Origin of the sequence: Pseudoxanthomonas sp. LjRoot127 (assembly GCF_964253495.1) — a bacterium.
Lineage (GTDB): Bacteria > Pseudomonadota > Gammaproteobacteria > Xanthomonadales > Xanthomonadaceae > Pseudoxanthomonas_A.
This window is the reverse complement of the sequence record NZ_CAXUQR020000001.1, coordinates 78,314-98,629: the sequence shown is the minus strand read 5'-3', so window position 1 is coordinate 98,629 and position 20,316 is coordinate 78,314. Positions and strand designations below refer to the sequence as shown.

Sequence of the window (20,316 nt, the reverse complement as noted above, 5' to 3'; positions counted from 1 at the left end):
ACGGTCGGGTTTCCGGGTTGTCCACACCGCATGTGGATGGTCTGTCGACCAACATGTGGATAAGCGTTGGCACGCGTTGCGGCACAACGCTGTCAAGGTGTGTGGCGAATTTATGATCACCGCACATCAGCGGTGATCCACGCTTGGTTCCACGTCATCGCGCCGTCCTTGGAAACGGCGTGGAACCTCAGCCTTCGATCTGTCGTGCCGGATCGGCCAGTTCCAGTTCGCGCAGCACCACGCCCGCCTGCGTACGGTTGCGCACACCGAGGCGGTCGAAGATCGCGGAGAGATGCGCCTTGACGGTGCGCTCCTGCACATCGAGGCGGTCGGCGATCTGCTTGTTCAGCAGGCCCTGTGCCACCAGCGTCAGCACGCGGAACTGCTGCGGCGACAGGCTGGCCAGGCGACCGGCCAGTTCGGTGTCGTGTTCGGACGATTGCGCACGCGCCACGGCGCCGCGCAGCGAGGCCGGCAGCCACTGCTCGCAGGCGAGCACGCTGCGGATGGCATCACGCAGCTCGTCCAGGCCCGAGCTCTTTGGCAGATAGCCCGCGGCGCCATGGTCCAGCGCACGACGGACCACGCGCGGATCGTCGTTGGCGGACACCACCACGACGGCGACCGCGGGAAACTGTGCACGGATCGCCGCCAGCCCGGCCAGGCCGTGGTTGCCGGGCATGTGCAGGTCGAGCAGCACCAGGTCGATGTCGTCGTGCGCTTCCAGCGTGGCGATGACGCCGTCCAGCGACTCCGCTTCGCGCACCGACAACTGCGCCACGGCATCAGCGGCCGCACCACGCAGCGCGGCGCGGAACAGCGGGTGGTCGTCGGCGATCAGGAGGTTGGGCATTCTGCGTAAGTCATTGGGCGGGTGCCTGCATCTGGCGAGTCTCGATCCTTGCCCTTGAACACCCGAGTCGGGTGCTCTCGTCTTTCCTCAGGCGGAACGCCCCAAGGCAGGTGTCGCGGAAGTAGCGAGGCATCAGCGACGCTTCGCCATAGGGATTGGAGTCGTATTGCAGGTGGTAACGCATGCCGTGCGCGTCGCGTCCAATCGCGTCCCACACCTCGGAGTCGACGCCGCGTCCCTGGATTGCAAACCAGAACGCTTGCCCGGCGGCATCGGCCGCTTGGGCACAGGCCCAACCTGCGTCTGTTTCCCCTCCTGCGGCGACCCAGCCGCAGGCTTTGGCCTGAGAGCCGGACAGACGTCCGAGCTCGATGCGAAGCGGATGTTCCGGCGTCGATTCGCTACAGGCTGCGAGCACGATGATCGCAAGCAGGCTGCATGTTCTCGACGGGACGCGGATCTTCAATGTCCGATGCTCACTGCACGGTCCAGCCGCCATCCACCACGATCGTCTGTCCGGTGATGTTGCGCGCGGCCGGTGAGGTGAGGAAGGCGGTGATGCCGGCCAGTTCGTCCAGGCCGATGAAGACACCCTTTGGCATCGGCTTCAGCATCACCTGGCTGACCACGTCGGCCTCGGAGATGCCGCGCGTGCGCGCCTGGTCGGCGATCTGCTTGTCCACCAGCGGCGTCTTCACGTAGCTGGGGCAGACGGTGTTGATGGTGATGTCGGTGTCGGCGGTTTCCAGCGCGAGCACCTTGGAGAAACCGACCAGGCCGTGCTTGGCGGCCACGTAGGCGCTCTTGTACGGGCTGGCGACCAGCGCATGGATGCTGCCGATGTTGACGATGCGGCCGAAGCCGCGTTCGCGCATGCCCGGCAGCACGGCGCGGGTCAGGCGGGCCACGCCGACCAGCATCACCTGCACGAGGAAGTCCCACTTTTCGATGGGGAAGTCCTCCAGCGGCGACACATGCTGCAGGCCGGCGTTGTTGACCAGCACGTCGATGGGGCGCGAGACCGCCGCGAGCGCGGCATCGATGCTGTCCTGGGAGGTGACGTCCAGCGCGACGGCTTCTGCCGAACCACCGTCGGCGCGGATTTGCGCCGCGACCGTCTCGGCGGCCGCCAGGTTGAGGTCGCTGACGATGACGTGGCGGCCCGCTTCGGCAAGCTGGGCCGCGATGCCGGCGCCGATACCGCTGGCCGCGCCGGTGATGAGGAGGGTGTGGGTCTTCTGCATGGGGGCTCCTGCGTGCTGCGGTTAGGGTAGCAGGCACGCAGGATCCGTTCGTGGTACCAAAGTACGATGACGGCGCTTCCCCCGAAGGGTAGTTTCATGGCACTGACCGGAACCCTGGACGCTTTCCACGCATGAACGCGAAGACGCGCATTTCCTGCGGCCTGATGCTCGGCGCGGCCCTGGCCGCCTGCAGCACCGCGCCGCCCAAGCCCGAGGCCGTCGCCCACATGATCCAGCCCCAGCGCGTTACCGAACACCGCGGCAGCGACGACCTGCTCACCGCGGGCCTGGGACTCGACGGCCTGCGCGCGATGGCCGCGCCCGCGTTCGCCGATCCGGCGCACCCGACGTCGGCCGAACTGCGTCGTCGGGCGATCTGGGCGAACTGGCGCGGCATCGCCGATCTGTCGCTCACCGGCGCCTATGGCCAGGCCTACGGCAGCGTGGCCAGCGTGCCCGGACGCGAGTATTCCGCGCTGGCGACGGTCGCTGGCGCGAAGCAGCCGCACCGCGTGCTGGTGCAGGTGCCGGACAATTTCGATGCGACCAAGCGCTGCGTAGTGGTCACCGCGTCGTCGGGCTCCCGCGGTGTCTACGGTGCCATCGCGGTCGCTGCCCCATGGGGACTGCCGAAAGGGTGCGCGATCGCCTACACCGACAAAGGTGCGGGCACGGACTACTTCGACCTGACCGAGCAGCGCGGGGCGCGCGAAGACGGGACGATCGGCGCGCTGGGCGACGGCACACTGGCGTTCACGCCGGATGCGCCGGTCGGTGCCAGCGGTGTCGCGGTCAAGCACGCGCACTCCAAGGACAATCCGGAGGCCGACTGGGGCCGCCACGTGAAGCAGGCCGCCGAGTTCGCGCTGGCCGCGCTGGACCAGGCGTTCCCGCAGGCGGCGCCATTCCGTTTCGACAACACGCGCGTCATCGCGGTGGGTATCTCCAATGGCGGCGGTGCCGTGCTGCGCGCTAGCGAGGAAGAAGGCGGCTGGCTGGATGCCGTGGTCGCCGGCGAACCGAACATCCTGGCAGCCGATGCGCCGGGTGCGCGTTCGCTGTACGACTACACCACCGAAGCCGCGCTGCTGATGCCGTGCGCAATGCTGGACCTGCCGGCGGAATCGCTGCCGCAGCCGCCGCTGCGCGCGCAGGTCGAGCCGCTGTGGACGGCGCGGTGCGCCACCTTGAAGGCGGCCGGTCTGGTGACCGGTGCGGACGTCAAGGCGCAGGCTGCCTCCGCACGTGCGCAATTGAAGGCGAATGGCTGGACCGATGAAGCCCTGGTGGCGGGCGCACTGAGCGTGGGCTTCGACCTGTGGCGTGCGGTCGCCGTCACCTACGCCTCGGCCTATGGTCGCTACGGCGTCGGCGAGCATCCGTGCGGGCATGCGTTCTCCGCGCAGAACCCGGACTTCAGCGCACGCGCGGCGAGCGCCGCCGAACGTGCCGCGTGGTGGTCGGATGGCAGCGGCATTCCGCCGGGGGCGGGGGTGGGCATCGTGGACACGAAACTGGCGCCGCCGGACTTCACCCTGCCGGGCCTGCAGTGCTTGCGTGCACTGCAGACCGGCAGCAGCGACGATGCGCGCCGCGTGCAGGCCGGCATCGCGCAGACCGCCGCGCGCTTCCCGCGCACGCGGCGGCCGGTGGTGGTGATCCATGGGCTGGACGATGGACTGGTGCCGCCGGCGTTCTCCAGTGCGCCGTACGTGCAGGCCGCGCGTGCCGCCAATCCCGACGTGCGTTATTGGCAGGTGCGCAACGCGCAGCACTTCGACGGATTCCTTGCATTGCCCGCGTACGGCGCGCGCTACGTACCGCTGCTGCCCTATGTCTACGCGGCACTGGACCAGGTCAGTGCCACCCTGGACGGCAGCCGCGAACTGCCGGCCAACGCGCTGATCAACGCCAGGCCGCGCGGTGCTGGCAGCGTCGAGGCGAGCCAGTTCGCAATTCCGCGTTGAAAGAATCCTTCTCCCCGCCTGCGGGGAGAAGGTGCCCGGAGGGCGGATGAGGGGCAGGGCGCGGCGAGTCCGCGAGCGTGTAAGCATCTGGTCTTCGTTCGCCCCTCACCCGCCTTCGGCACCCTCTCGCCGTAAACGGGGCGAGGGGATGCGGCAACGTCTTCACCCGGTTCGGCTTACCCTGTAGGCCGTTCCTGGTCACGCGTGCCGCCATGTCCCGACACTTCTCGATGATCCGCGACTTCCAGCTGGCCGACTGGTTCACGCTGGGCAACGCCTTCTGCGGCACCGGTGCGGTGTTCGCTTCCATGCGCTTCCTGCAGGAGGGCATCCTTCGCGACCTGATGATCGGCATGGCGCTCATCCCGTTGGCCTTCATCTTCGACGCACTCGATGGGAGGGTGGCGCGCTGGCGCAAGCAGGCTTCGGTGCTGGGGCGCGAGCTCGACTCGCTGGCCGACGTCATCTCCTTCGGGGTCGCGCCCGCCGCGCTGGCCTACGCCTGCGGCATGCAGGGCGGCTGGGACTGGCTGGTGCTGTCGTACTTCGTCGCCTGCGGCGTCAGCCGGCTGGCACGCTACAACGTCACCGCCGAAACGTTGGCCGATGGGGGCGACAAGGTGAAGTTCTTCGAGGGCACGCCCATTCCCACCAGCCTGGCATTGGTCATCGTGCTGGCCGTCGCCGCGTACCTGGGTCATGTCGGTCCGGCGTTGTGGCTCGGTGCGGTGAAGCTGGGTCCATGGCTGTTGCACCCGCTGGTGCTGCTGTACGCCGTCTCCGGCACGCTGATGATCAGCAAGACGCTGCGCATCCCCAAGCCTTGAGCCGTGAGGTGAGGGCGCGTCATGCACGCGCCGCCGGCCGCGGCTAGAATCGGCCGGGAAGGGAGGGCACATGGCAAATTCCGTTCCACCGTGGCCGGGCGATTTCGAATCGGTGGCCAAGCAGTACTGGAGCCTATGGGGCGACGCCCTGCGACAGGCTGGCGCGACGGCGCCTGCGATGTCCATGCCCGGCGCAAATTCGGGCTGGCAGCAGACGGTCGACTGGTGGTCCAAGCTGGTGCCGGGCGGGCAGGCGCAGGTGGACGAGGCCGTAGGCCGCTTCCAGCGGCAGGCCGGCCAGTGGTTCGGGCAGATGCAGCAGGTCGCGGCCCAGTTCACCGGCCGCGACCATGACGCCAGCGACATCGGCCGCGCCTGGCGCTCCGCGCTCGGCATGGCCGATCCCGCACCGGCCCAGAATCCGTTCTCCGACATCTTCCGCAGCATGCAGGGCGGCGCGCACGGCCTCGACGGGTGGATGCAGCAGATGCGCCCGTGGCTGGAGAACCTCCAGCGGGACGGTGATCGCTGGATGCACCTGCCGACGTTCGGCCTGTCGCGCGAGCATCAGGAACGCTGGCAGCAGCTGGCGCAGGCCTATCAGGATTACCAGCGCCAGGTCGGCGAGTACGACCAGCTGATGCTGCAGGTGGCGCAGGACGCTTTCGCGCGCTTCGAACGCAAGCTGGAGGAGCACGCCGAGCCCGGCCGCCAGCTGCAGAATGCGCGAGCCCTGTTCGACCTGTGGATCGACGCCGCGGAAGAGGCCTACGCGCAGGTGGCGATGTCCGACGATTTCCGCCATGCCTACGGTGGATTGGCGAATGCGCAGGCCCGACTGCGGCTCGGCGTGCAGCGGGAAGTCGAGCAGGTCTGCACGCAGTTCGGCATGCCGACGCGGACCGAGGTCGATTCGGCCCATCGCAAGATCGTTGAGCTCGAACGCGCATTGCGCAAGCTGACACGGGCGGCCTCCGCACCTGTCCGCCGCGCGCCCGCGCAGCCCGCACCCGCGCCCGCGCCCGCGCCGGTGGAAACCCGCTCGCCCGACGCGGCGCCGTCAGCGCGGGCCGCTGCCAAGCCGAAGGCCGCGAAAAAACGTCCTGCCGCACGACGCACGTCGGCTCCTTCGCCGAAGGCGTCGCCCGGGACGCGCGTGGCAGCGAAGAAGGCCGCGCCGAAGAAGCGTGCCGTCAGGGGGGTGGCCGCAGCGGCTCCGGCCCCTGCCAAGCGTGCGCCCGCGCGCGCCTCCACTGCCGCCGAGCACAAGCCCGCCAGGGCGAAGACGGGGGTCGGCGAGGCGAAAGCCCGGAAGCCCACGGCGAAATCAACGAAGAAGACCATTGCGGCAGCCACCACGCCCACGTCGGTCGTATCGATGAAGGACTGGGTGGCGCGCAATGCGACGCGCGGCGCTACGGCGGGCGCGCCCAGCAAGACGAAGCGGGGTAAGGGCAAATGAATGGACCGCTCAACTTCAGCGCCGAGGCCCTGGCGCAGGAAGCCACCACGCTGGCGCAGAAACTGTCCGCCGGCCTGCATACGCTGCCGGAGGTGGACGATGTCCACTACGGCGCCACTCCGAAACAGGAGGTATGGCGCGACGGCAAGGTGGTGCTGTACCGCTTCGTCGGCGAGAAGGCGCCGACGGCGAAGGTGCCGCTGCTGATCGTCTACGCGCTGGTCAACCGGCCGTACATGGTCGACCTGCAGCACGACCGCTCACTGGTGAAGGGCCTGCTGGCGCAGGGCGAGGACGTCTACGTCATCGACTGGGGCTACCCGGACCGGTCCGACCGCTTCCTCGAGCTCGACGACTACATCAACCGTTTCATCGACGGCGCGGTCGATCATCTGCGCGACAGCAGCGGCCGCGATGCGGTCAACGTGCTGGGCATCTGCCAGGGCGGGGCGTTCTCGCTGTGCTATGCCTCGCTGCAGCCGGAGAAGGTCAAGAACCTGATCACGATGGTCACGCCGGTGGACTTCCACACGCCGGACAACATGCTGTCGCACTGGACGCGCGAACTGGACGTGGACCTGTTCGTCGAAGCGCTGGGCAACGTGCCCGCCGACATGATGAACGCCTGCTACCTGATGCTGAAGCCGTTCCGGCTGAACCTGCAGAAGTACGTGGGCCTGGTCGACATCCTCGACGACAAGCGTGCGATCGAGGATTTCCTGCGGATGGAGAAGTGGATCTTCGACTCGCCGGACCTGGCGGGCGAGGCGTTCAAGCAGTTCATCACCCAGTTCTACCAGCGCAACGGTTTCATCAAGGGCGGCATCCAGATCGGCGGTGAAGCGGTCGACCTCGGCTTCGTCGACATGCCGGTGCTGAACATCTATGCCGAACAGGACCACCTGGTCCCGCCGGATGCCTCGCGTGCGCTGAAGGACGTGGTGGGCACGGCCGACTACACCGAACTGAGCTTCAAGGGTGGCCATATCGGCATTTATGTCTCCAGCCGCGCCCAGCGCGAAGTGCCTGCGGCCATCCACCATTGGCTGGGCCAGCGCGCACGATGAAGACGTCGACGCGACGTTTCGTCGTCCTGCTGGCTCTGCTGTTCCCGATCGCAGCACATGCCGCGCCCTCCGCAGCGGCGAAGCGCGAGATCCAGGGGTTGATGGACGCGTTGTCGGCGTCGTCCTGCGAGTTCCAGCGCAACGGCACGTGGCACGGGCGAGACGAGGCGCGCAAGCATCTGCAGCGCAAGTACGACTACCTGCTGAAGCGCGACCTGGCCGATACCGCCGAGCAGTTCATCGAGCGCGCAGCCAGCAAGAGCAGCATCAGTGGACGCGCCTACCAGGTGCGTTGTCCGGGACAACCGGCGCAGCCGGCCGCCACCTGGTTCAAGGCGAAGCTGGACGCGCTGCGCGGTTCAGCCGCGCCGGCGCGCTGACGCGCTAGACTGGCCACGGACAACCGTGGGGAGTTGGCGATGAATACCGCATCCAAGCCGTTTGCCAGGTCGCTGAACGACCGCATGATCGCGGGCGTGATGGGCGGTATCGCCCATCGCTACGGATGGAGTGCCACGCTGCTGCGGGTGCTGTTCGTGATCGTCTCCATCGCGTCGGCGGCGTTTCCCGGCATCCTCGTCTATCTGATCCTGTGGTTGTTGATGCCGAACGAACAGGATTGAGCATGGCGCGGGTGGGCCGGTGGCTCGGATATGCGCTAGGCGTGGTCTGGGCCGTGCCCAATACCGTGATCGGCGCGTTGGCCGGGATCGCGGGTCTGCCGTTCGGTGCGCGCGTCGAGTGGAGTCGCAGGGACTTCGCCTTGGTCTTCCACCACTGGCCGTGGGGACCGGGCGGCGCCATCACCTTCGGCAACGTCATCCTGCACACCGGCGACACGCTGGAATCCGAGTGCATCACTTATGAGCACCGCGCTGGCCATGCCCAGCATCCTCGCATCCGCCTCGGGGACCATGAACGCGCGCATGTCTACCAGTACATGGTGCTGGGACCGCTGTTCCTGCCGGTCTACCTGCTCTGCGGCGGCGTCAGCGTGCGCAATCCTTTCGAGCGGGCAGCGGACCGTTACGCGCTGACCGGCAAGGGATGGTGGCCGTCCGGCTCACCGTAGCGTCATTGCGCCTTCGCGCGTCCCGAACCCGACTTCTTGCCGCCGCCATCCTGCTTGTTGACCGTGGCCCAGGCGATGCGCTCCGCCTCTTCCTTCGATCGCCCTTGCTCGCGCTCGGACTCCTCGATGTGTTCGGCCCGGCGCTTCTGTTTTTCGGTATATGCGGATTTGTCGCCACGGGGCATGGCCGTACTCCAGTCGGGACGTGCCGCCAGCCTGCTCCGATGCGCGTGATGGAGGCATGACGTGGGCGTCAATGCGACGTGGCGCAGCGTCAGCGCTTCAGTCGCTCGAACGAGAACAGGGGCCACAGGGGATGCCGGCGTCGCTCGATGAGCGCACGCAGCAGTCCAGCCCCCAGCATGCTGTAGGTGATGCCGTTGCCGCCGTAGGCCATCGCGAAATGCACCCGCGGCCCCCACTGCGCGTGCGGGCCGAAGAAGGGCAGGCCGTCTTCGGTTTCCGCGAAGGTGCCCGCCCACGAGAACGCCGGCGTGATTTCCAGCGCAGGGAACAGGTCGTGCAGCCGTTTCAGCAGCGTCCGTGCCTTCTTTTCGACCCGCGCATCGCGCTTGGCGGGAATGTCGACAGCGTCGTCTTCGCCGCCTATCAGCAGGCGGCGATCGGACGTGCTGCGCGCGTAGAGATACGGGCGCGCGGTTTCCCACAACAGCGTGTCGGACAGGAACCCGAGGGCTTCCTCGGACAGCGGGTCGCTGATGACGGCATAGCTGCTGCGGTTGCGTGCCACCGACTTCTTCAGCCAGTGCTGGCTGGCATATCCCGCCGCGACCACGAGATGCGAGGCGCGCACGGTAACCCCGCCTTCGGTACGCAACACGACGCCGCGCGCCGTCGTGTCGATCTCGACGACACGCGTGCGGTCGAATACCGACGCTCCCTGCTTCTGCAGGCGCTGGAGCAGGCGATGGGTCAGTCGGTACGGATCGACTCGCGCCCCCTGGCGGCTGAGCAGCGCCGCGGGGGCGTCGAAGCCATAATCGTCCCGCACGCGTCCGGCGGTGAGCAGTTCGACATCCAGACCGTGCCGCCGCCGAGCGGCGTGCTCTTCCTCGAGGTCGTGCACGTCGCGGTGTCGGCTGGCGTAGTACAGGCTCGCGTTGCGCGCGAAGCCCACGTCGCGCCAGGCCGACGCGACGCCGTGCAACTGGTCGATCGCGTCGGAACAGGCGCGATAGGCGAGGGCGGCATCGGCCTCGCCGTGACGCTTCGCCAGATCGACCAGATGGGTGTCGATCTCATACTGCAGCAGCGCCGTGCTGGCCGACGTGCTGCCCCAGCCGATGTCGCGTTGCTCGAGGACTGCGACCTCGAAGCCATGCGTGGCCAGTTCGTCGGCGATCAGTGCGCCGGTGATGCCCCCGCCCAGCACCACCACGTCGCAGCGGTGGTCAGCCTCCAGGCGCGGAAACGCCTGCATCAGCCCGTTGCTGACCGCCCAGAAGGGATAACCGCTTTTCAGGTCCATGCTTGCCCCGCACCGTCACGATACGGCGATGCTGGCAGGCGGCGCGACAGGGACAGGTGAAGGGCGGCGCCCTCAGCGTGGCAACGCACCCTGCAGGAACAGGTCGACCGAGGCCAGCGCCTGTGCTTCCAGCGTGTCGACGTCGGGCATGTGGGTGCTGCCCGCCGCCAGCCTGACCACTTGGTCGCCGAACAGGCTCATGTAGAACTGCGCCGCGGCTGCTTTCGGCGAGGGCAACTGCAGCCGGCCGGCCGCGACCTGCTGGGCGAAATAGTCTTCCAGCGTCTGCCGGATCGATGCGACCACGTGGTCGAAGAACCAGTCGCGCAACGCGGGGAACGACTGTCCCTCGCCGATGACGATGCGGTACACCACCTGCGAATCCCGCCCGGCCATCAACTGCGCCATCCGGATCGCCACCCGGCGCAGCGCCTGCTCGGGCGATAGCTCGGTGAGATTGAGGTCGCTGAGGACGTGGATGTGCAGGTCCATGCGGCGCTCGAGGATGGCGCAGGCCAGTCCCTCCTTGTCGCCGAAGATGCGGTACAGCGTGGCCAGCGATCCGCCGGCGCGCGCCACGATCTCGCTCAGGCGAGCATGCTGGTAGCCCTTCTCGGCGAACACCTCGGTGGCGGCGTCCAGGAATTTTTCCGCCCGGATCTCGCCGCGGCGGCACAGCTCCACGTGTGGTCGCGGTCGCAGCGGCGACTCGCCGAGGATGTGCGCGTCGCTGAAAACGTTTTCCATGAAATCGGAAGGCGTGCTCATGTGGAACTCCTGCTCGCACCCGGTCGGCGGCAATTACCCAGACTAGCAAAAGCCCACTTGCGTGTGGCAAGTCCGCGTCGCATTCGCCGCCGGCAACGGGGGCTTTTTCGGACTAAGTGAGAAGTACTACAGATAAGACGTCAACGCGGGTGCCGACTGCCAACGGTCATGCGCCCCGTCGATGCAGGTGACGGGTGCGGCCGCCAGTTCTTCCGGCGTCGCATCCAGGCATCCCAGGTTGATGCCGTAGATGCGCTCCCCGCCCGGGACGTCGTTGCCGATCCCGAACGGGCGCACCCCGCAGGTCCGGCAGAAATGGTGGGAATGGCGCATCGCGTTGAACCGGTATTCGACCAGCTGGTCGCCACCGGCCAGCAGGCGGAAGCGGTCCGGCGTGACGATGGCCGGCCAGAACCGGTTGCGCCGGCAGATGGAGCAGTTGCACCGGTAGGTAGGCTGGGTCAGGTCGATGTCCGCCTCGAACCGGACCGCCCCGCAATGGCAACTGCCCGCATAGGACTTCAGCATGTGGCCTCCCGTGCCGATAACGGTTCCGGGGCAGTCGGGCCTGTCCCGCCGGCATCGCCGGAGCGCGGAGCGTAACCGACCTGGGGCCGTGGAGTCGTGCATGCTGAAAACACTCGATGTCGCAGCGCTCCGGCCGGGCATGCATGTACAGAAGCTGCTCGGGCCGTGGATGCAGCATCCGTTCTGGAGGACCTCGTTCGTGCTGGACGAGGAGCGGTTGGCGCAACTGCAGGACAGCGGCGTGGAGCAGGTGGTCGTCGACCTGTCGTTGGGCGCCTGGGACGGCGAGGATGCGATCGCCGACGGGGTCTCCCCCGTCATCGACACTGTTGCCACCCGAGCCGAGGACGATGCCCCGGCAGCAGCGGACCGCCGCCGGACCCTGGTGCCCGAGGCCGCTCCCGATTTCGCCTCCGAACTGGCCCGTGCGCGCCGCATCTGCGGCGAGGCCCGCGATGCCGTCGAGGCCATGTTCCGCGAGGTACGCATGGGCCGCGGCGTCGATCCCGGTCATGTCCTGCCGCTGATCGAGGAGATCACCGGCTCGGTCGATCGCCATCCCACCGCCCTGGTCAGCGTGGCGCGATTGAAGGACGCCGACAGCTATACCTACCTGCATTCGGTCGCCGTCAGCGCGCTGATGGTGATGCTGGGGCGCGAGATCGGCCTGTCCGATGCCGATCTGCGCGAGGCCGCGCTGGGCGGCCTGCTGCACGACATGGGCAAGGCGGCCATGCCGCTGGACGTACTCAACAAGCCGGGCAAGCTGACCGATGACGAATTCGACGTGATCCGCCAGCACCCGGTGCACGGCGAGCGCCTGCTGCGCGAAGGCGGCGTGACCCAGGCCGGGGTGCTCCACATCACCCGCCACCACCATGAGCGGATGGACGGCACCGGTTACCCGAATCGCCTGCCTGGCGACGCCTTGCCCGTGCTCACCCGCATGGGGGCCATCTGCGACGTCTACGATGCCATCACGTCCAACCGCCCTTACAAAGCGGGTTGGGACCCCGGCGAATCTCTGCGGCGCATGGCCAGCTGGCAGGGACACTTCGATACCGACCTGCTGAAGGCCTTCGTCCGCAGCCTGGGCATCTACCCGGTGGGAACCCTCGTCCGTCTGTCCAGCGAGCGCCTGGCGGTGGTGGTGGAACAGAACCCCGGCACGCTGCTCGCGCCGCGCGTGCGCGCCTTCTACTCGGCCAAGTCGCGCACGCACCTGCTGCTGACCGACATCGACCTGGCCGCGACCGATGGCCGGGAGCGCATCGTCGGCATCGAGTCGCCGGAGAAATGGGGATTCCGCGAGTTGGAGAAACTCTGGCTGCCCTGATTCGCCGGGCGCCGGACATTCGATCCCTGGGCGGCCGCACGGACACGCGATCCTGTCCCGCCGGCACCGCCGTTGCCGTATCGTCGGGGAACGACCCCACCGCCGGGTCCCCTTCGCAGGAACCTCCATGTCGCTGACTTTCCTCCTCTTCGCCGCCGCGGCCGCCTCTGCGCCGCCGCCGGGCGCCGATGCCGCCACGCTCGCCGCCATCGAAGCCACCTGCCTCGACTACATCGACGGCCAACTGGAAGGCGACCCGGCGCGCGTGGCGCGTGCGCTGCATCCCGACCTGGCCAAGCGGGCCGTTACCGGGGACACGCCCGACGAGCGGCTCGGCCTGCGCCGCATGTCGAAGGAGGAACTGGTAGGCCTGACCCGCCAAGGCGTGCTGAAGACGCCGAAGGACCAGTGGAACCGCAGCTGCCGGATCCTCGACGTCACCGCCGAGACCGCCGCGGTGCGGCTGGAAACCCCGTGGTTCGTCGATCACTTCCACATGGGCCGCTACGGCAGCCGCTGGATCATCGTCAACGCGCTGTGGCACTCGAAGCCGCGTTGATCACCCGGCAGCACGCGTTCGGGCCGCCTTGTGGAACAGCAGGGCGGACAACAACCAGGCGACGACATACAGGGCGGTGAACGCCAGCACGAACGCCGGTGATTCCTGCGTGTCCATGCCCATCGCGATGCCGCCTGCCGCCATCTGCGCCAGCGCCATCGCAACGAGCACACGGGACATCCCGCGCGCCTGCAGTCTGGCAACGCCGGCGCCCAGCACGCCTGTCACCAGCACGCCCAGGAAGAGCAGGTTGGCGCGATGGCCCGGCTCATCGACGATGCCCACGGCCAGGTTCGCCCACAGCAGCAGGAAGCCGGCGCCGACGGCGATGGCACCTGCCAGCAGGTAGCTGGGCACGCGCGCGACACGCGCCGTCATCTCGAACGCGGCACAGCCGGCCAGCAGCATTGCGCCGAAGACCACGAAGTCGCCGCCCGTCCAGGCCACCTCGTCCGTGAAACGCATGGCGACCCACGGCATCAGCAGCAACAGGGCCCCGCTGCCCCACACGAGCGGGCGCAATACGCGTATCCAGGCGATCGCGTTGCGATAGGTGTCGTGCGTCATGTTCAGTCTCCGTGTCGGCGGCGGGCATGCCGGACAAAGGATCCACGGCCGGCGTGCGCCGGTGACGGAGGCTGTGTGAAGCGGGTGCGAAGTCGCGCGCCCTCAGTGCGCGGCCTGCCGGTGCGCGTAGCTCAGCACGCGGGTGACCTGCCATTGGCCGTCGCGCTCGCGCCAGATCATCACGAAATCCGCTTCGCCCGCGCATTCGGTCGCCGACCGTGCGCAGAAGCGATGGGTGCCCTGCGCGATGGCACCGAAGCCCTTGATCGGGAACACGGTCAGCGTGCCCGGCACGCGCTCGCGTCGATACTGTCCGCACACGTTGGCACGCGTGCGTCCGATCATCTCGTCGCGGGTCCAGGTGACGCCGCCGTTGTCGTGGTAGAACTCCACCGCGTCGTCGAAGTAGGCGGCATGTTTGGCGAGTTGGGCGGGGTCGGCGCAGGTGTTGAACGTGTCGAACAGCGCGCTGTCCAGTGCATCGACCACCTGGGTGAGCTGTTCGTGCGTGCGGTCGGCCGCGGCTGCCGATTCCACTGCGCCCAGCAGCAGGACCGCACCCGCGAGTCCGGACAGCGCGACCTTCGCGATGCGCGCGCGTGACGTGCTCATGCCGCCACCACGGTGGCGCGCGGACGCCCGCCCAGCAGGCGGGCCGGCAACATCAGCAAGGCGTGCAGGAAAGCGAACAGGGCCGAGAACGTCACGCCGAGCAACCGGAACGGCAATGACAGCAGCCAGACGAAAGGCCACGCCAACAGCGCCAGCAGGGCGAGTGGCCAGCACAGCACCAACAGCAGGCACCAGGCGAGCAGGGCGAGGAGGGTCTTCATGGTCGGGGGATTCCTTCATCCGGCGGATCACGAGGTCCGATGCTGGCTCCCCCGGCGTCCTTGGGCCAGCGATCTGCGACGAAATGTCCGACACGGCGACGAAAGCGCCCGGCCGGCGCATCAATCCGCGCACTCCGCAGGGCGGCGGGTCAGGGCTGCGGCAGCAGCGGTGCTTCCGGTGGCGGCGGTCCCCGACGGACCACGTCCCGCTGCATCGCGGCCAGCCGGCGCAGCAGCCGGTTCTGCGTGGCGCGGGGCAGGCCGCGCTCGTCCATCGCCCACATCAGGTCTTCGACCAGCGCATTGAAGTCGGCTTCATCGACCGTGACGTGCTTGTGCGCTTCGACCATCGGCTTGCCGGCGTAGCGGCACGGACCGCCGGACTGCACGCACAGGAACTCCACCAGCCGGTCGTTGAGGTGGACGATGTCCACGTCGGCGAAGTGATGCGCGATGCGCGGATCGTCGGATACGCGGAACAGCAGCGTCTCCACCAGCGCTTCGATGCCGCTGCGCTGGCCCAGCTGCTGGTACAGCGCATCGTCGCGCGGTGGCGTCGACGCGCACCCGGCGATGGCGAGCAGGCAGGCCAGCACCCAGGGGGTGGCGATACGCGCGACCTTCATGTCAGAAGCTCCACTGCACGGAAACGTACGCGCCGCGCTGGTCGTCCAGTGTGGCGATGCTGCCCAGGTCGGCCCACGCGCCGACCACCGCGACATGCTTGTTCGGGAACCACGCCACGAAAACATCGCGCCAGTCGTCTTCGCGGGCGAAGCCGAGGTTGTCCGGCTTCTGGCGGTATTCGAGACCCACGGCCAGCCGCGGATCCAGCAGCACCGCCGCCGAGCCCTCCCACAGCCAACTGCGTGTGGCGCGCCGGTCGCCGCCGAAACCGAGCAGCCCGGCCTGGTTGCCGCTGGTGGATCGCAGCGTGGCATTGAGCAGCAACTGGTAACCCCCCGCGGCATCGAGGAACAGCTTGCTGGCGCTCACGTAGGCGTCGGTGCCATGGTCGTCGCGGGCGCCGACCGCCAGCGGAAGTGCGCCGTCGCGCAGCCGCTTGTGCTGCACCCCCACGCTCACCTGCGGCATGCGCGTGTAGACCAGGTCGCCGGCCACGCGTACTTTCGCGCCGTAGATGTCCTGTTCCAGCGCGTCCCAGGGCAGCGCCAGCCGCCGTTGCAGTTCGCCCAGGTCGAACGACTGCCGCGCGAACGACACTTCCACCCGGTTGCCGAACGTGTACGACGCTCCGTAGGCGTCCAATGCGTAGTCGCCGGTATCAACGCGGGTGTAGAACGCCGTGCCGCCGCACTGTTCGTCGGTGCCGTAACCGGACAGCACGGCCCACGGCACGATGCCCCCGCCGGCCGCTCCTTCGATCTGGGTCGCGCCACCGGTCGCCAGCAGGCGTCCCTGTCCGGCGAGCGCGGGCAGTGCCGGCAGGAGCGCCGCGACCGCGCACGCGAGCGGGAGGGCACGAAGGCGAACGGTCATGCGTCGGTTTCCAGCGGGAGGGCAGGGGACGGGGTAGCGGTCTCGCGCCGGCGGCACCAGTCCAGCAGCTCGGCACTGCCGAGCGGTGCACTGAACAGGTAACCCTGCACCATGTCGCAGCGGTAACGGCGCAGCAGGGCGAGTGCGCGATAGTTCTCCACGCCTTCGGCGATCACCGACAGGCCCATGTTGTGGCCCAGCTCGATGGTGGAGCGCACGATCACCGCATCGTCGCTGCCTTCTTCCAGCTGCATCACGAAACTCTTGTCGATCTTCAGTTCGTCCACCGGCATCCGCTTGAGCTGCGCCAGCGATGAGTAGCCGGTGCCGAAGTCGTCGATCGCCAGCCGCACGCCACAGGCTTTAAGCCGGTGCAGCATGCGCAGGGCGTACTCGATGTCCTGCATCAACGCGCTCTCGGTGACTTCCAGGATCACGCGCGCGGCCGGCACGCCGTGCGTCGCCAGTCGCTCTTCGATGTAGGCGGGCAGGTCGGCGTCCAGCAGGTCCATCGCCGACAGGTTCACCGCCAGCCCCAGGTCGAGCCCGCCCTGGCGCCACGCGGCATTGCAGGCCAGCGCCTGGTCCAGCACGAAGCGCGTCAATTCATGGATGAAGCCGGAACGTTCGGCCAGCGGAATGAATTCGTCCGGCGCCACCGGGCCGAGCGAGGGGTGCCGCCAGCGCACGAGCGCCTCCACGTGCTGCACGTGCGCGCTGGCCGCGTCCAGCTTCGGTTGGAATTTCAGCTCCAACTGTCTGCCGGCGATTGCCTGGCGCAGGACGGTCATGAGCTGCAGCTGCCTCAGGTGCGACTCGTCGCGCCCGGGCTGGTAGACGGCCACGCCGCCGTGCGCGGCCTTGGCGTCGTACAGCGCGATATCGGCGCGGCGCAGCAGCGTGTCGGCATCCGCACCGTGCTGCGGGTGGCAGGCCATGCCGAAACTGCCTTCCACGCCAACGCGCGTACTCGGCAGGTCCAGCGGTTGCTTCAGCGCCGTCCACAACGCCTGGGCCTGCACGTTCGCAGCCTCGCAGGACAGGCCACGCAGCATCACCATGAATTCGTCGCCGCCCAGCCGCGCCACCAGGTGCGCCCCGTCCAGCGCGCCGCGCAGGCGCCGCGCCACTTCGCGCAGCACCTGGTCGCCGAACTCGTGGCCCAGCGTGTCGTTGATTTCCTTGAAGCGGTTCACGTCCATCACCAGCACCGCCACTTCGCCGCCCGCCGCGATCGCTGCCTGCAGGCGGTCGTAGGCATGGCTGCGGTTGGGCAGGCCGGTCAGCCCGTCGTGGTGCGCCTGGTGCAGGATGCGTTCCTCGCGCGCTGCGATGTCGGCCTGCATGCGGCCGAAGGCGCCGGCCAGCTCGGCGATCTCGCGACTGCCGCCGGACACGGGTGCCTGCGAGTAGTCGCCGGCCTGGATGCGCTGCGCCGCCTGCGCCAGCCGCGCTACCGGCCGGCTGATGCCTCGCCCCAGCGCAACCGCCACGGCGACCGCGAGCACCGCCGCCAGTCCGGACAGCAGCAGGATGCGCGAGCGCAGCGCGCGGTAGGGCGCGAGCGCGCGGTCGTACGAATCCAGCAGCACCAGCCGGGCGTCGTCGCCCTGCGTCAGCGGATGCGAATCGGACAGGTAATGGTCGGCACCCACGGCAACCGGCCGTGCGTGATCGCCGTCGGCCACCCAGGCGCGGGCGAAGGGCGCGCGCTGGTCCATCGGCAGGGAGGCCGCATGTACCCGGGTGCGGTTGCCGACCAGGGTGACGAAGGCGGCTTCCAGGCCCGTGAGGCTGCGGTATTCCTGCGCGACGGTATCGTCGTAGCGGCGACCGACCGCTAGCCAGCCGACCCGGTCAGGGGCCATCACCGGCAGCACCACCACCAGGTACAGCGCGTCCTGCACCACCACCGTCTGCAGGGCCAGGCCATCGGTGGCGGCCTGCCGCATGATCCCGGCCAACACATCGGCCGAGGGGCCCGCCATGCCGTTGGCGCTGGCCTGCCAGCGGCCGTCGCGGTTGAGCACCCATGCCAGGTCCGCGCCGATGCGCGTGCCATGGTTGTCCAATGCCGAGCGCAACGTGGGCAGATCGCCGCTGGTCACCGCCGCACGGAATCCGAAGTCGTCCGCCAGCACCGATGCCGAGGCGAGCAACTGCTCCGAGCGGCCCTGCTGGAACTGCTCCCACACGCGATGCCCCACGTGCAGTTCCTGCTCCAGTCGCGACGACACCGCGCGCTGGGTCGCGACCGTGACCACCGCGAACGTGGCCAGCTGCGCCGCCGCCACCACGGCGATCATCACCGCGATGACGCGCGTCTGGAAACGGCGTGGCTTCAAGGCGTGCCGCCCTTGGCCTGGCGGAACTTCTCCTGCAGCGAGCGGAGACGGTCGTTGCCGCGGACCTCGCTCTTCACCGGCGCCAGCGACACCTGCAGGGTCGCGGAAGTACCGGCGGCCGGCACGTCGAGCGTGCGCTCGAGCGGTGCACCGTTACCGCGGACGTGCCACACGCGCAGCGTGTAGCGCCCCGGCGGCACCTCCAGCGACAGCTTGCCGTCGGTCCCGGTCTTGCCGAAGTAGGGCGTGTCGAGCACGACGATGTGGCCGATCATCCAGTCGTGGATGTTGCAGCCCACCACCACCACGCCGGGCTTGTCGAAGCGGATCGGCGCGGCCTTGTTGCCGGAGTAGAGCGGGATCTCGAACTGCCGCGGCTGGGAGAACGAATAGACGTGGTGCTGGATGTTGTCGCGGTTGGGGAACGCCACCACCGTGCCGGCCTGCACCGGCAGCACGCCGGGGACGAACGCCGAATGCTGCTGGTCCATGCGTGCGGTCGCGGTGCGGGTGGACGACGGAACCGTACCGTGCAGGCTGACCACGGCGTCCACCGCCGGCCCGGTGTTGCTGCCGACGGCCAGGCGCACCTCCGCGGCATGGGCGCCCGACGCCATCGCAAGGGCCAGTACCCCGCCTGACCATGCCCGCCTTGCGAGCCGCTGCAGATCCATCGATATCCCCTGTCTGATCCGGGCATTTCATGCAAATCCCGTGCCACGGCTCACACCCTGCCGCGCCTGGGCTACGCCGCAGGGGAGAGGATCGCGTCGCTTCGGAACGGCTGAAACTGACGTTACGCGTCACGGAGATGGTCGGATGCAGGCGCGCCCAGCCTCACCGATGGCACCCGCGGGCTCAGTCCACGCCCATCAGATGGCGCGTGACCCCGGCGGCATCCAGGCCCGCCAGGGTGCCCGGCCGCGCGCCGGACCAGAGCGGGGAAAAGTCATCGCGGCCGACGGCTTCCGCCGCCGCGCGCAGCGGTGCCAGCGCCGGCGACGCCCACGGGAACGCCGGTGGCAGGTCCGACAGGGGGCCCAGCTCGCGCATCAGCCGGTTGACCAGGCCACGGGCGGGCCGGCCACTGAACAGGTTGGTCACGGCGGCTTCGCGCATCGGCTGCTGGAGCGCAGCGCGATGCACGGGCGTGGTCGTCGCCTCCGGACACAGCAGGTACGCGGTGCCGGCCTGTACCGCGCTGGCGCCCGCGTCGAGCATGGCCCGTACATCATGGCGATCGCCGATGCCGCCGGCTGCGACCACCGGCACGGCCAACGCCTTCGACAACGACGCCACCAGCGGAAGCGTTGCGGGTTGCAGCGTCAGGTCCTCGGAGAGGAAATGCCCCCGATGCCCACCCGCCTCGATGCCCTGCGCGATCACCGCGTCCACGCCGCGACGTTCCAGCCACAGGCCTTCCTCTAGCGTCGTGGCGGACGACAGCACGGTCGCGCCCCAGCCCTTGATGCGCGCCAGCAGGGCTGCATCGGGCAGTCCGAAGTGGAAGCTCACGATCGGCGGACGGAACGGTTCCAGCAGCGCCACCGTTGCGGCATCCAGCGGGCGCCGCGCGCCGGTAGCCGATGGCGTGGGCGGGACGATGCCGTACGCGTCGTAGTACGGTGCCAGGGCCTCGCGCCAGCGCTGCATCTCGTCCGCATCGGGCTCGGCCCTCGCATGGCAGAAGAAGTTGAGGTTGACCGGCTGCGCGCGCGCGGCGAACGTCCGGAGTGCCGCCTGCAACTGCGCGGCGTCCAGCATCGCGCAAGGCAGGGAACCGAGCGCGCCCGCGTGCGCCACCGCAAGGGCCAGTCGTTCGTCCTGCACACCCGCCATCGGCGCCTGGATCAGCGGCAGGCCGGTACCGAGGAGGGAGGCGAGGGCGGTCATGGGGTC

23 protein-coding genes and 1 pseudogene are annotated in these 20,316 nt (G+C 68.7%); 9 read left to right on the top strand and 15 right to left on the bottom strand.

Translation table 11 applies throughout. The features are described 5' to 3' along the window. Positions 1 to 187: 187 nt before the first annotated feature. Genes ACSQ19_RS00550 through ACSQ19_RS00540 form a run of 3 tightly spaced genes read right to left on the bottom strand, consistent with a single transcriptional unit; the run spans position 188 to position 2,097 of the window. Positions 188 to 853: a response regulator gene (locus ACSQ19_RS00550; RefSeq protein WP_093299330.1), complete on the bottom strand. Its 666-nt coding sequence runs from the start codon at positions 851 to 853 to the stop codon at positions 188 to 190. Positions 854 to 863: 10 nt separating this feature from the next. Next, a complete protein-coding gene (locus ACSQ19_RS00545; protein WP_435999223.1) occupies positions 864 to 1,319 on the bottom strand; it encodes a hypothetical protein in 456 nt (151 codons plus the stop codon). 10 nt (positions 1,320 to 1,329) lie between these two features. After that, positions 1,330 to 2,097, bottom strand: a complete 768-nt coding sequence (locus tag ACSQ19_RS00540; protein WP_296282687.1) for a 3-hydroxybutyrate dehydrogenase — start codon at positions 2,095 to 2,097, stop codon at positions 1,330 to 1,332. Positions 2,098 to 2,228: 131 nt separating this feature from the next. Between ACSQ19_RS00540 and ACSQ19_RS00535 the strand changes: the two genes are divergently transcribed. The 7 genes from ACSQ19_RS00535 (at position 2,229) to ACSQ19_RS00505 (ending at position 8,492) form a co-directional block, all read left to right on the top strand. After that, positions 2,229 to 4,064, top strand: a complete 1,836-nt coding sequence (locus tag ACSQ19_RS00535; RefSeq protein WP_435999221.1) for a 3-hydroxybutyrate oligomer hydrolase family protein — start codon at positions 2,229 to 2,231, stop codon at positions 4,062 to 4,064. A gap of 212 nt (positions 4,065 to 4,276) precedes the next feature. Next, positions 4,277 to 4,891, top strand: coding sequence for a CDP-alcohol phosphatidyltransferase family protein (locus ACSQ19_RS00530; RefSeq protein ID WP_296282689.1), 615 nt, complete (start codon positions 4,277 to 4,279; stop codon positions 4,889 to 4,891). A gap of 70 nt (positions 4,892 to 4,961) precedes the next feature. Then, the gene (phaE, locus tag ACSQ19_RS00525) at positions 4,962 to 6,353 is read left to right on the top strand and encodes a class III poly(R)-hydroxyalkanoic acid synthase subunit PhaE (RefSeq protein WP_435999220.1); all 1,392 of its coding nucleotides are present in this window, start codon (positions 4,962 to 4,964) and stop codon (positions 6,351 to 6,353) included. Next, the gene (locus ACSQ19_RS00520) at positions 6,350 to 7,420 is read left to right on the top strand and encodes a class III poly(R)-hydroxyalkanoic acid synthase subunit PhaC (RefSeq protein ID WP_435999219.1); all 1,071 of its coding nucleotides are present in this window, start codon (positions 6,350 to 6,352) and stop codon (positions 7,418 to 7,420) included. Before phaE ends, ACSQ19_RS00520 begins: the two co-directional genes overlap by 4 nt. After that, on the top strand, positions 7,417 to 7,800 hold the full coding sequence (locus ACSQ19_RS00515; protein ID WP_435999218.1) for a DUF5329 domain-containing protein: 384 nt from the start codon (positions 7,417 to 7,419) through the stop codon (positions 7,798 to 7,800). The genes ACSQ19_RS00520 and ACSQ19_RS00515 overlap by 4 nt, the downstream gene beginning before the upstream one ends. 39 nt (positions 7,801 to 7,839) lie before the next feature. Beyond that, the gene (locus ACSQ19_RS00510; RefSeq protein WP_296282693.1) at positions 7,840 to 8,043 is read left to right on the top strand and encodes a PspC domain-containing protein; all 204 of its coding nucleotides are present in this window, start codon (positions 7,840 to 7,842) and stop codon (positions 8,041 to 8,043) included. Positions 8,044 to 8,045: 2 nt separating this feature from the next. Next, positions 8,046 to 8,492 (top strand): hypothetical protein, encoded by a 447-nt coding sequence (locus tag ACSQ19_RS00505; RefSeq protein ID WP_299343108.1) that lies wholly within the window; start codon positions 8,046 to 8,048, stop codon positions 8,490 to 8,492. A 5-nt stretch (positions 8,493 to 8,497) separates the two neighbouring features. Here ACSQ19_RS00505 and ACSQ19_RS00500 read toward each other — a convergent pair. From ACSQ19_RS00500 to ACSQ19_RS00485, 4 genes and pseudogenes are all read right to left on the bottom strand, one after another. Then, positions 8,498 to 8,677 (bottom strand): annotated as a pseudogene (locus tag ACSQ19_RS00500) (hypothetical protein); the annotation flags it as partial. An 89-nt stretch (positions 8,678 to 8,766) separates the two neighbouring features. Next, on the bottom strand, positions 8,767 to 9,981 hold the full coding sequence (locus ACSQ19_RS00495) for an NAD(P)/FAD-dependent oxidoreductase (RefSeq protein ID WP_435999217.1): 1,215 nt from the start codon (positions 9,979 to 9,981) through the stop codon (positions 8,767 to 8,769). Positions 9,982 to 10,053: 72 nt separating this feature from the next. Then, positions 10,054 to 10,749 carry a TetR/AcrR family transcriptional regulator gene (locus ACSQ19_RS00490; RefSeq protein ID WP_296282696.1) on the bottom strand — a complete coding sequence of 232 codons (696 nt, stop codon included), beginning with the start codon at positions 10,747 to 10,749 and terminating at the stop codon, positions 10,054 to 10,056. Positions 10,750 to 10,875: 126 nt separating this feature from the next. Next, a complete protein-coding gene (locus ACSQ19_RS00485) occupies positions 10,876 to 11,277 on the bottom strand; it encodes a GFA family protein (protein WP_435999216.1) in 402 nt (133 codons plus the stop codon). Between the two features lie 100 nt (positions 11,278 to 11,377). Between ACSQ19_RS00485 and ACSQ19_RS00480 the strand changes: the two genes are divergently transcribed. Together ACSQ19_RS00480 and ACSQ19_RS00475 are read left to right on the top strand one after the other, a co-directional pair. Continuing rightward, on the top strand, positions 11,378 to 12,613 hold the full coding sequence (locus tag ACSQ19_RS00480; protein ID WP_299343114.1) for an HD-GYP domain-containing protein: 1,236 nt from the start codon (positions 11,378 to 11,380) through the stop codon (positions 12,611 to 12,613). A gap of 127 nt (positions 12,614 to 12,740) precedes the next feature. Beyond that, positions 12,741 to 13,172: a nuclear transport factor 2 family protein gene (locus ACSQ19_RS00475; protein WP_299343116.1), complete on the top strand. Its 432-nt coding sequence runs from the start codon at positions 12,741 to 12,743 to the stop codon at positions 13,170 to 13,172. On the opposite strand, the gene ACSQ19_RS00470 is transcribed toward ACSQ19_RS00475, so the two are convergent. The 8 genes from ACSQ19_RS00470 to ACSQ19_RS00435 all read right to left on the bottom strand — a co-directional run bounded on the left by ACSQ19_RS00470 (position 13,173) and on the right by ACSQ19_RS00435 (position 20,310). Continuing rightward, on the bottom strand, positions 13,173 to 13,739 hold the full coding sequence (locus ACSQ19_RS00470) for a hypothetical protein (RefSeq protein ID WP_299343117.1): 567 nt from the start codon (positions 13,737 to 13,739) through the stop codon (positions 13,173 to 13,175). A gap of 102 nt (positions 13,740 to 13,841) precedes the next feature. Further along, positions 13,842 to 14,351 carry a nuclear transport factor 2 family protein gene (locus ACSQ19_RS00465; protein WP_299343119.1) on the bottom strand — a complete coding sequence of 170 codons (510 nt, stop codon included), beginning with the start codon at positions 14,349 to 14,351 and terminating at the stop codon, positions 13,842 to 13,844. Then, a complete protein-coding gene (locus ACSQ19_RS00460; protein ID WP_296282702.1) occupies positions 14,348 to 14,572 on the bottom strand; it encodes a hypothetical protein in 225 nt (74 codons plus the stop codon). Before ACSQ19_RS00460 ends, ACSQ19_RS00465 begins: the two co-directional genes overlap by 4 nt. 149 nt (positions 14,573 to 14,721) lie before the next feature. Further along, the gene (locus tag ACSQ19_RS00455; RefSeq protein ID WP_299343121.1) at positions 14,722 to 15,198 is read right to left on the bottom strand and encodes a group I truncated hemoglobin; all 477 of its coding nucleotides are present in this window, start codon (positions 15,196 to 15,198) and stop codon (positions 14,722 to 14,724) included. A gap of 1 nt (position 15,199) precedes the next feature. Then, on the bottom strand, positions 15,200 to 16,072 hold the full coding sequence (locus ACSQ19_RS00450) for a DUF3034 family protein (protein ID WP_435999215.1): 873 nt from the start codon (positions 16,070 to 16,072) through the stop codon (positions 15,200 to 15,202). Further along, positions 16,069 to 18,417 (bottom strand): putative bifunctional diguanylate cyclase/phosphodiesterase, encoded by a 2,349-nt coding sequence (locus ACSQ19_RS00445; RefSeq protein ID WP_435999214.1) that lies wholly within the window; start codon positions 18,415 to 18,417, stop codon positions 16,069 to 16,071. The genes ACSQ19_RS00450 and ACSQ19_RS00445 overlap by 4 nt, the downstream gene beginning before the upstream one ends. Beyond that, positions 18,414 to 19,034 (bottom strand): methylamine utilization protein, encoded by a 621-nt coding sequence (locus tag ACSQ19_RS00440; protein WP_436040753.1) that lies wholly within the window; start codon positions 19,032 to 19,034, stop codon positions 18,414 to 18,416. The genes ACSQ19_RS00445 and ACSQ19_RS00440 overlap by 4 nt, the downstream gene beginning before the upstream one ends. 241 nt (positions 19,035 to 19,275) lie before the next feature. After that, complete coding sequence (locus tag ACSQ19_RS00435; RefSeq protein WP_435999212.1) at positions 19,276 to 20,310, bottom strand: NAD(P)H-dependent flavin oxidoreductase; 1,035 nt, start codon at positions 20,308 to 20,310, stop codon at positions 19,276 to 19,278. Between the last annotated feature and the right edge of the window lie 6 nt (positions 20,311 to 20,316).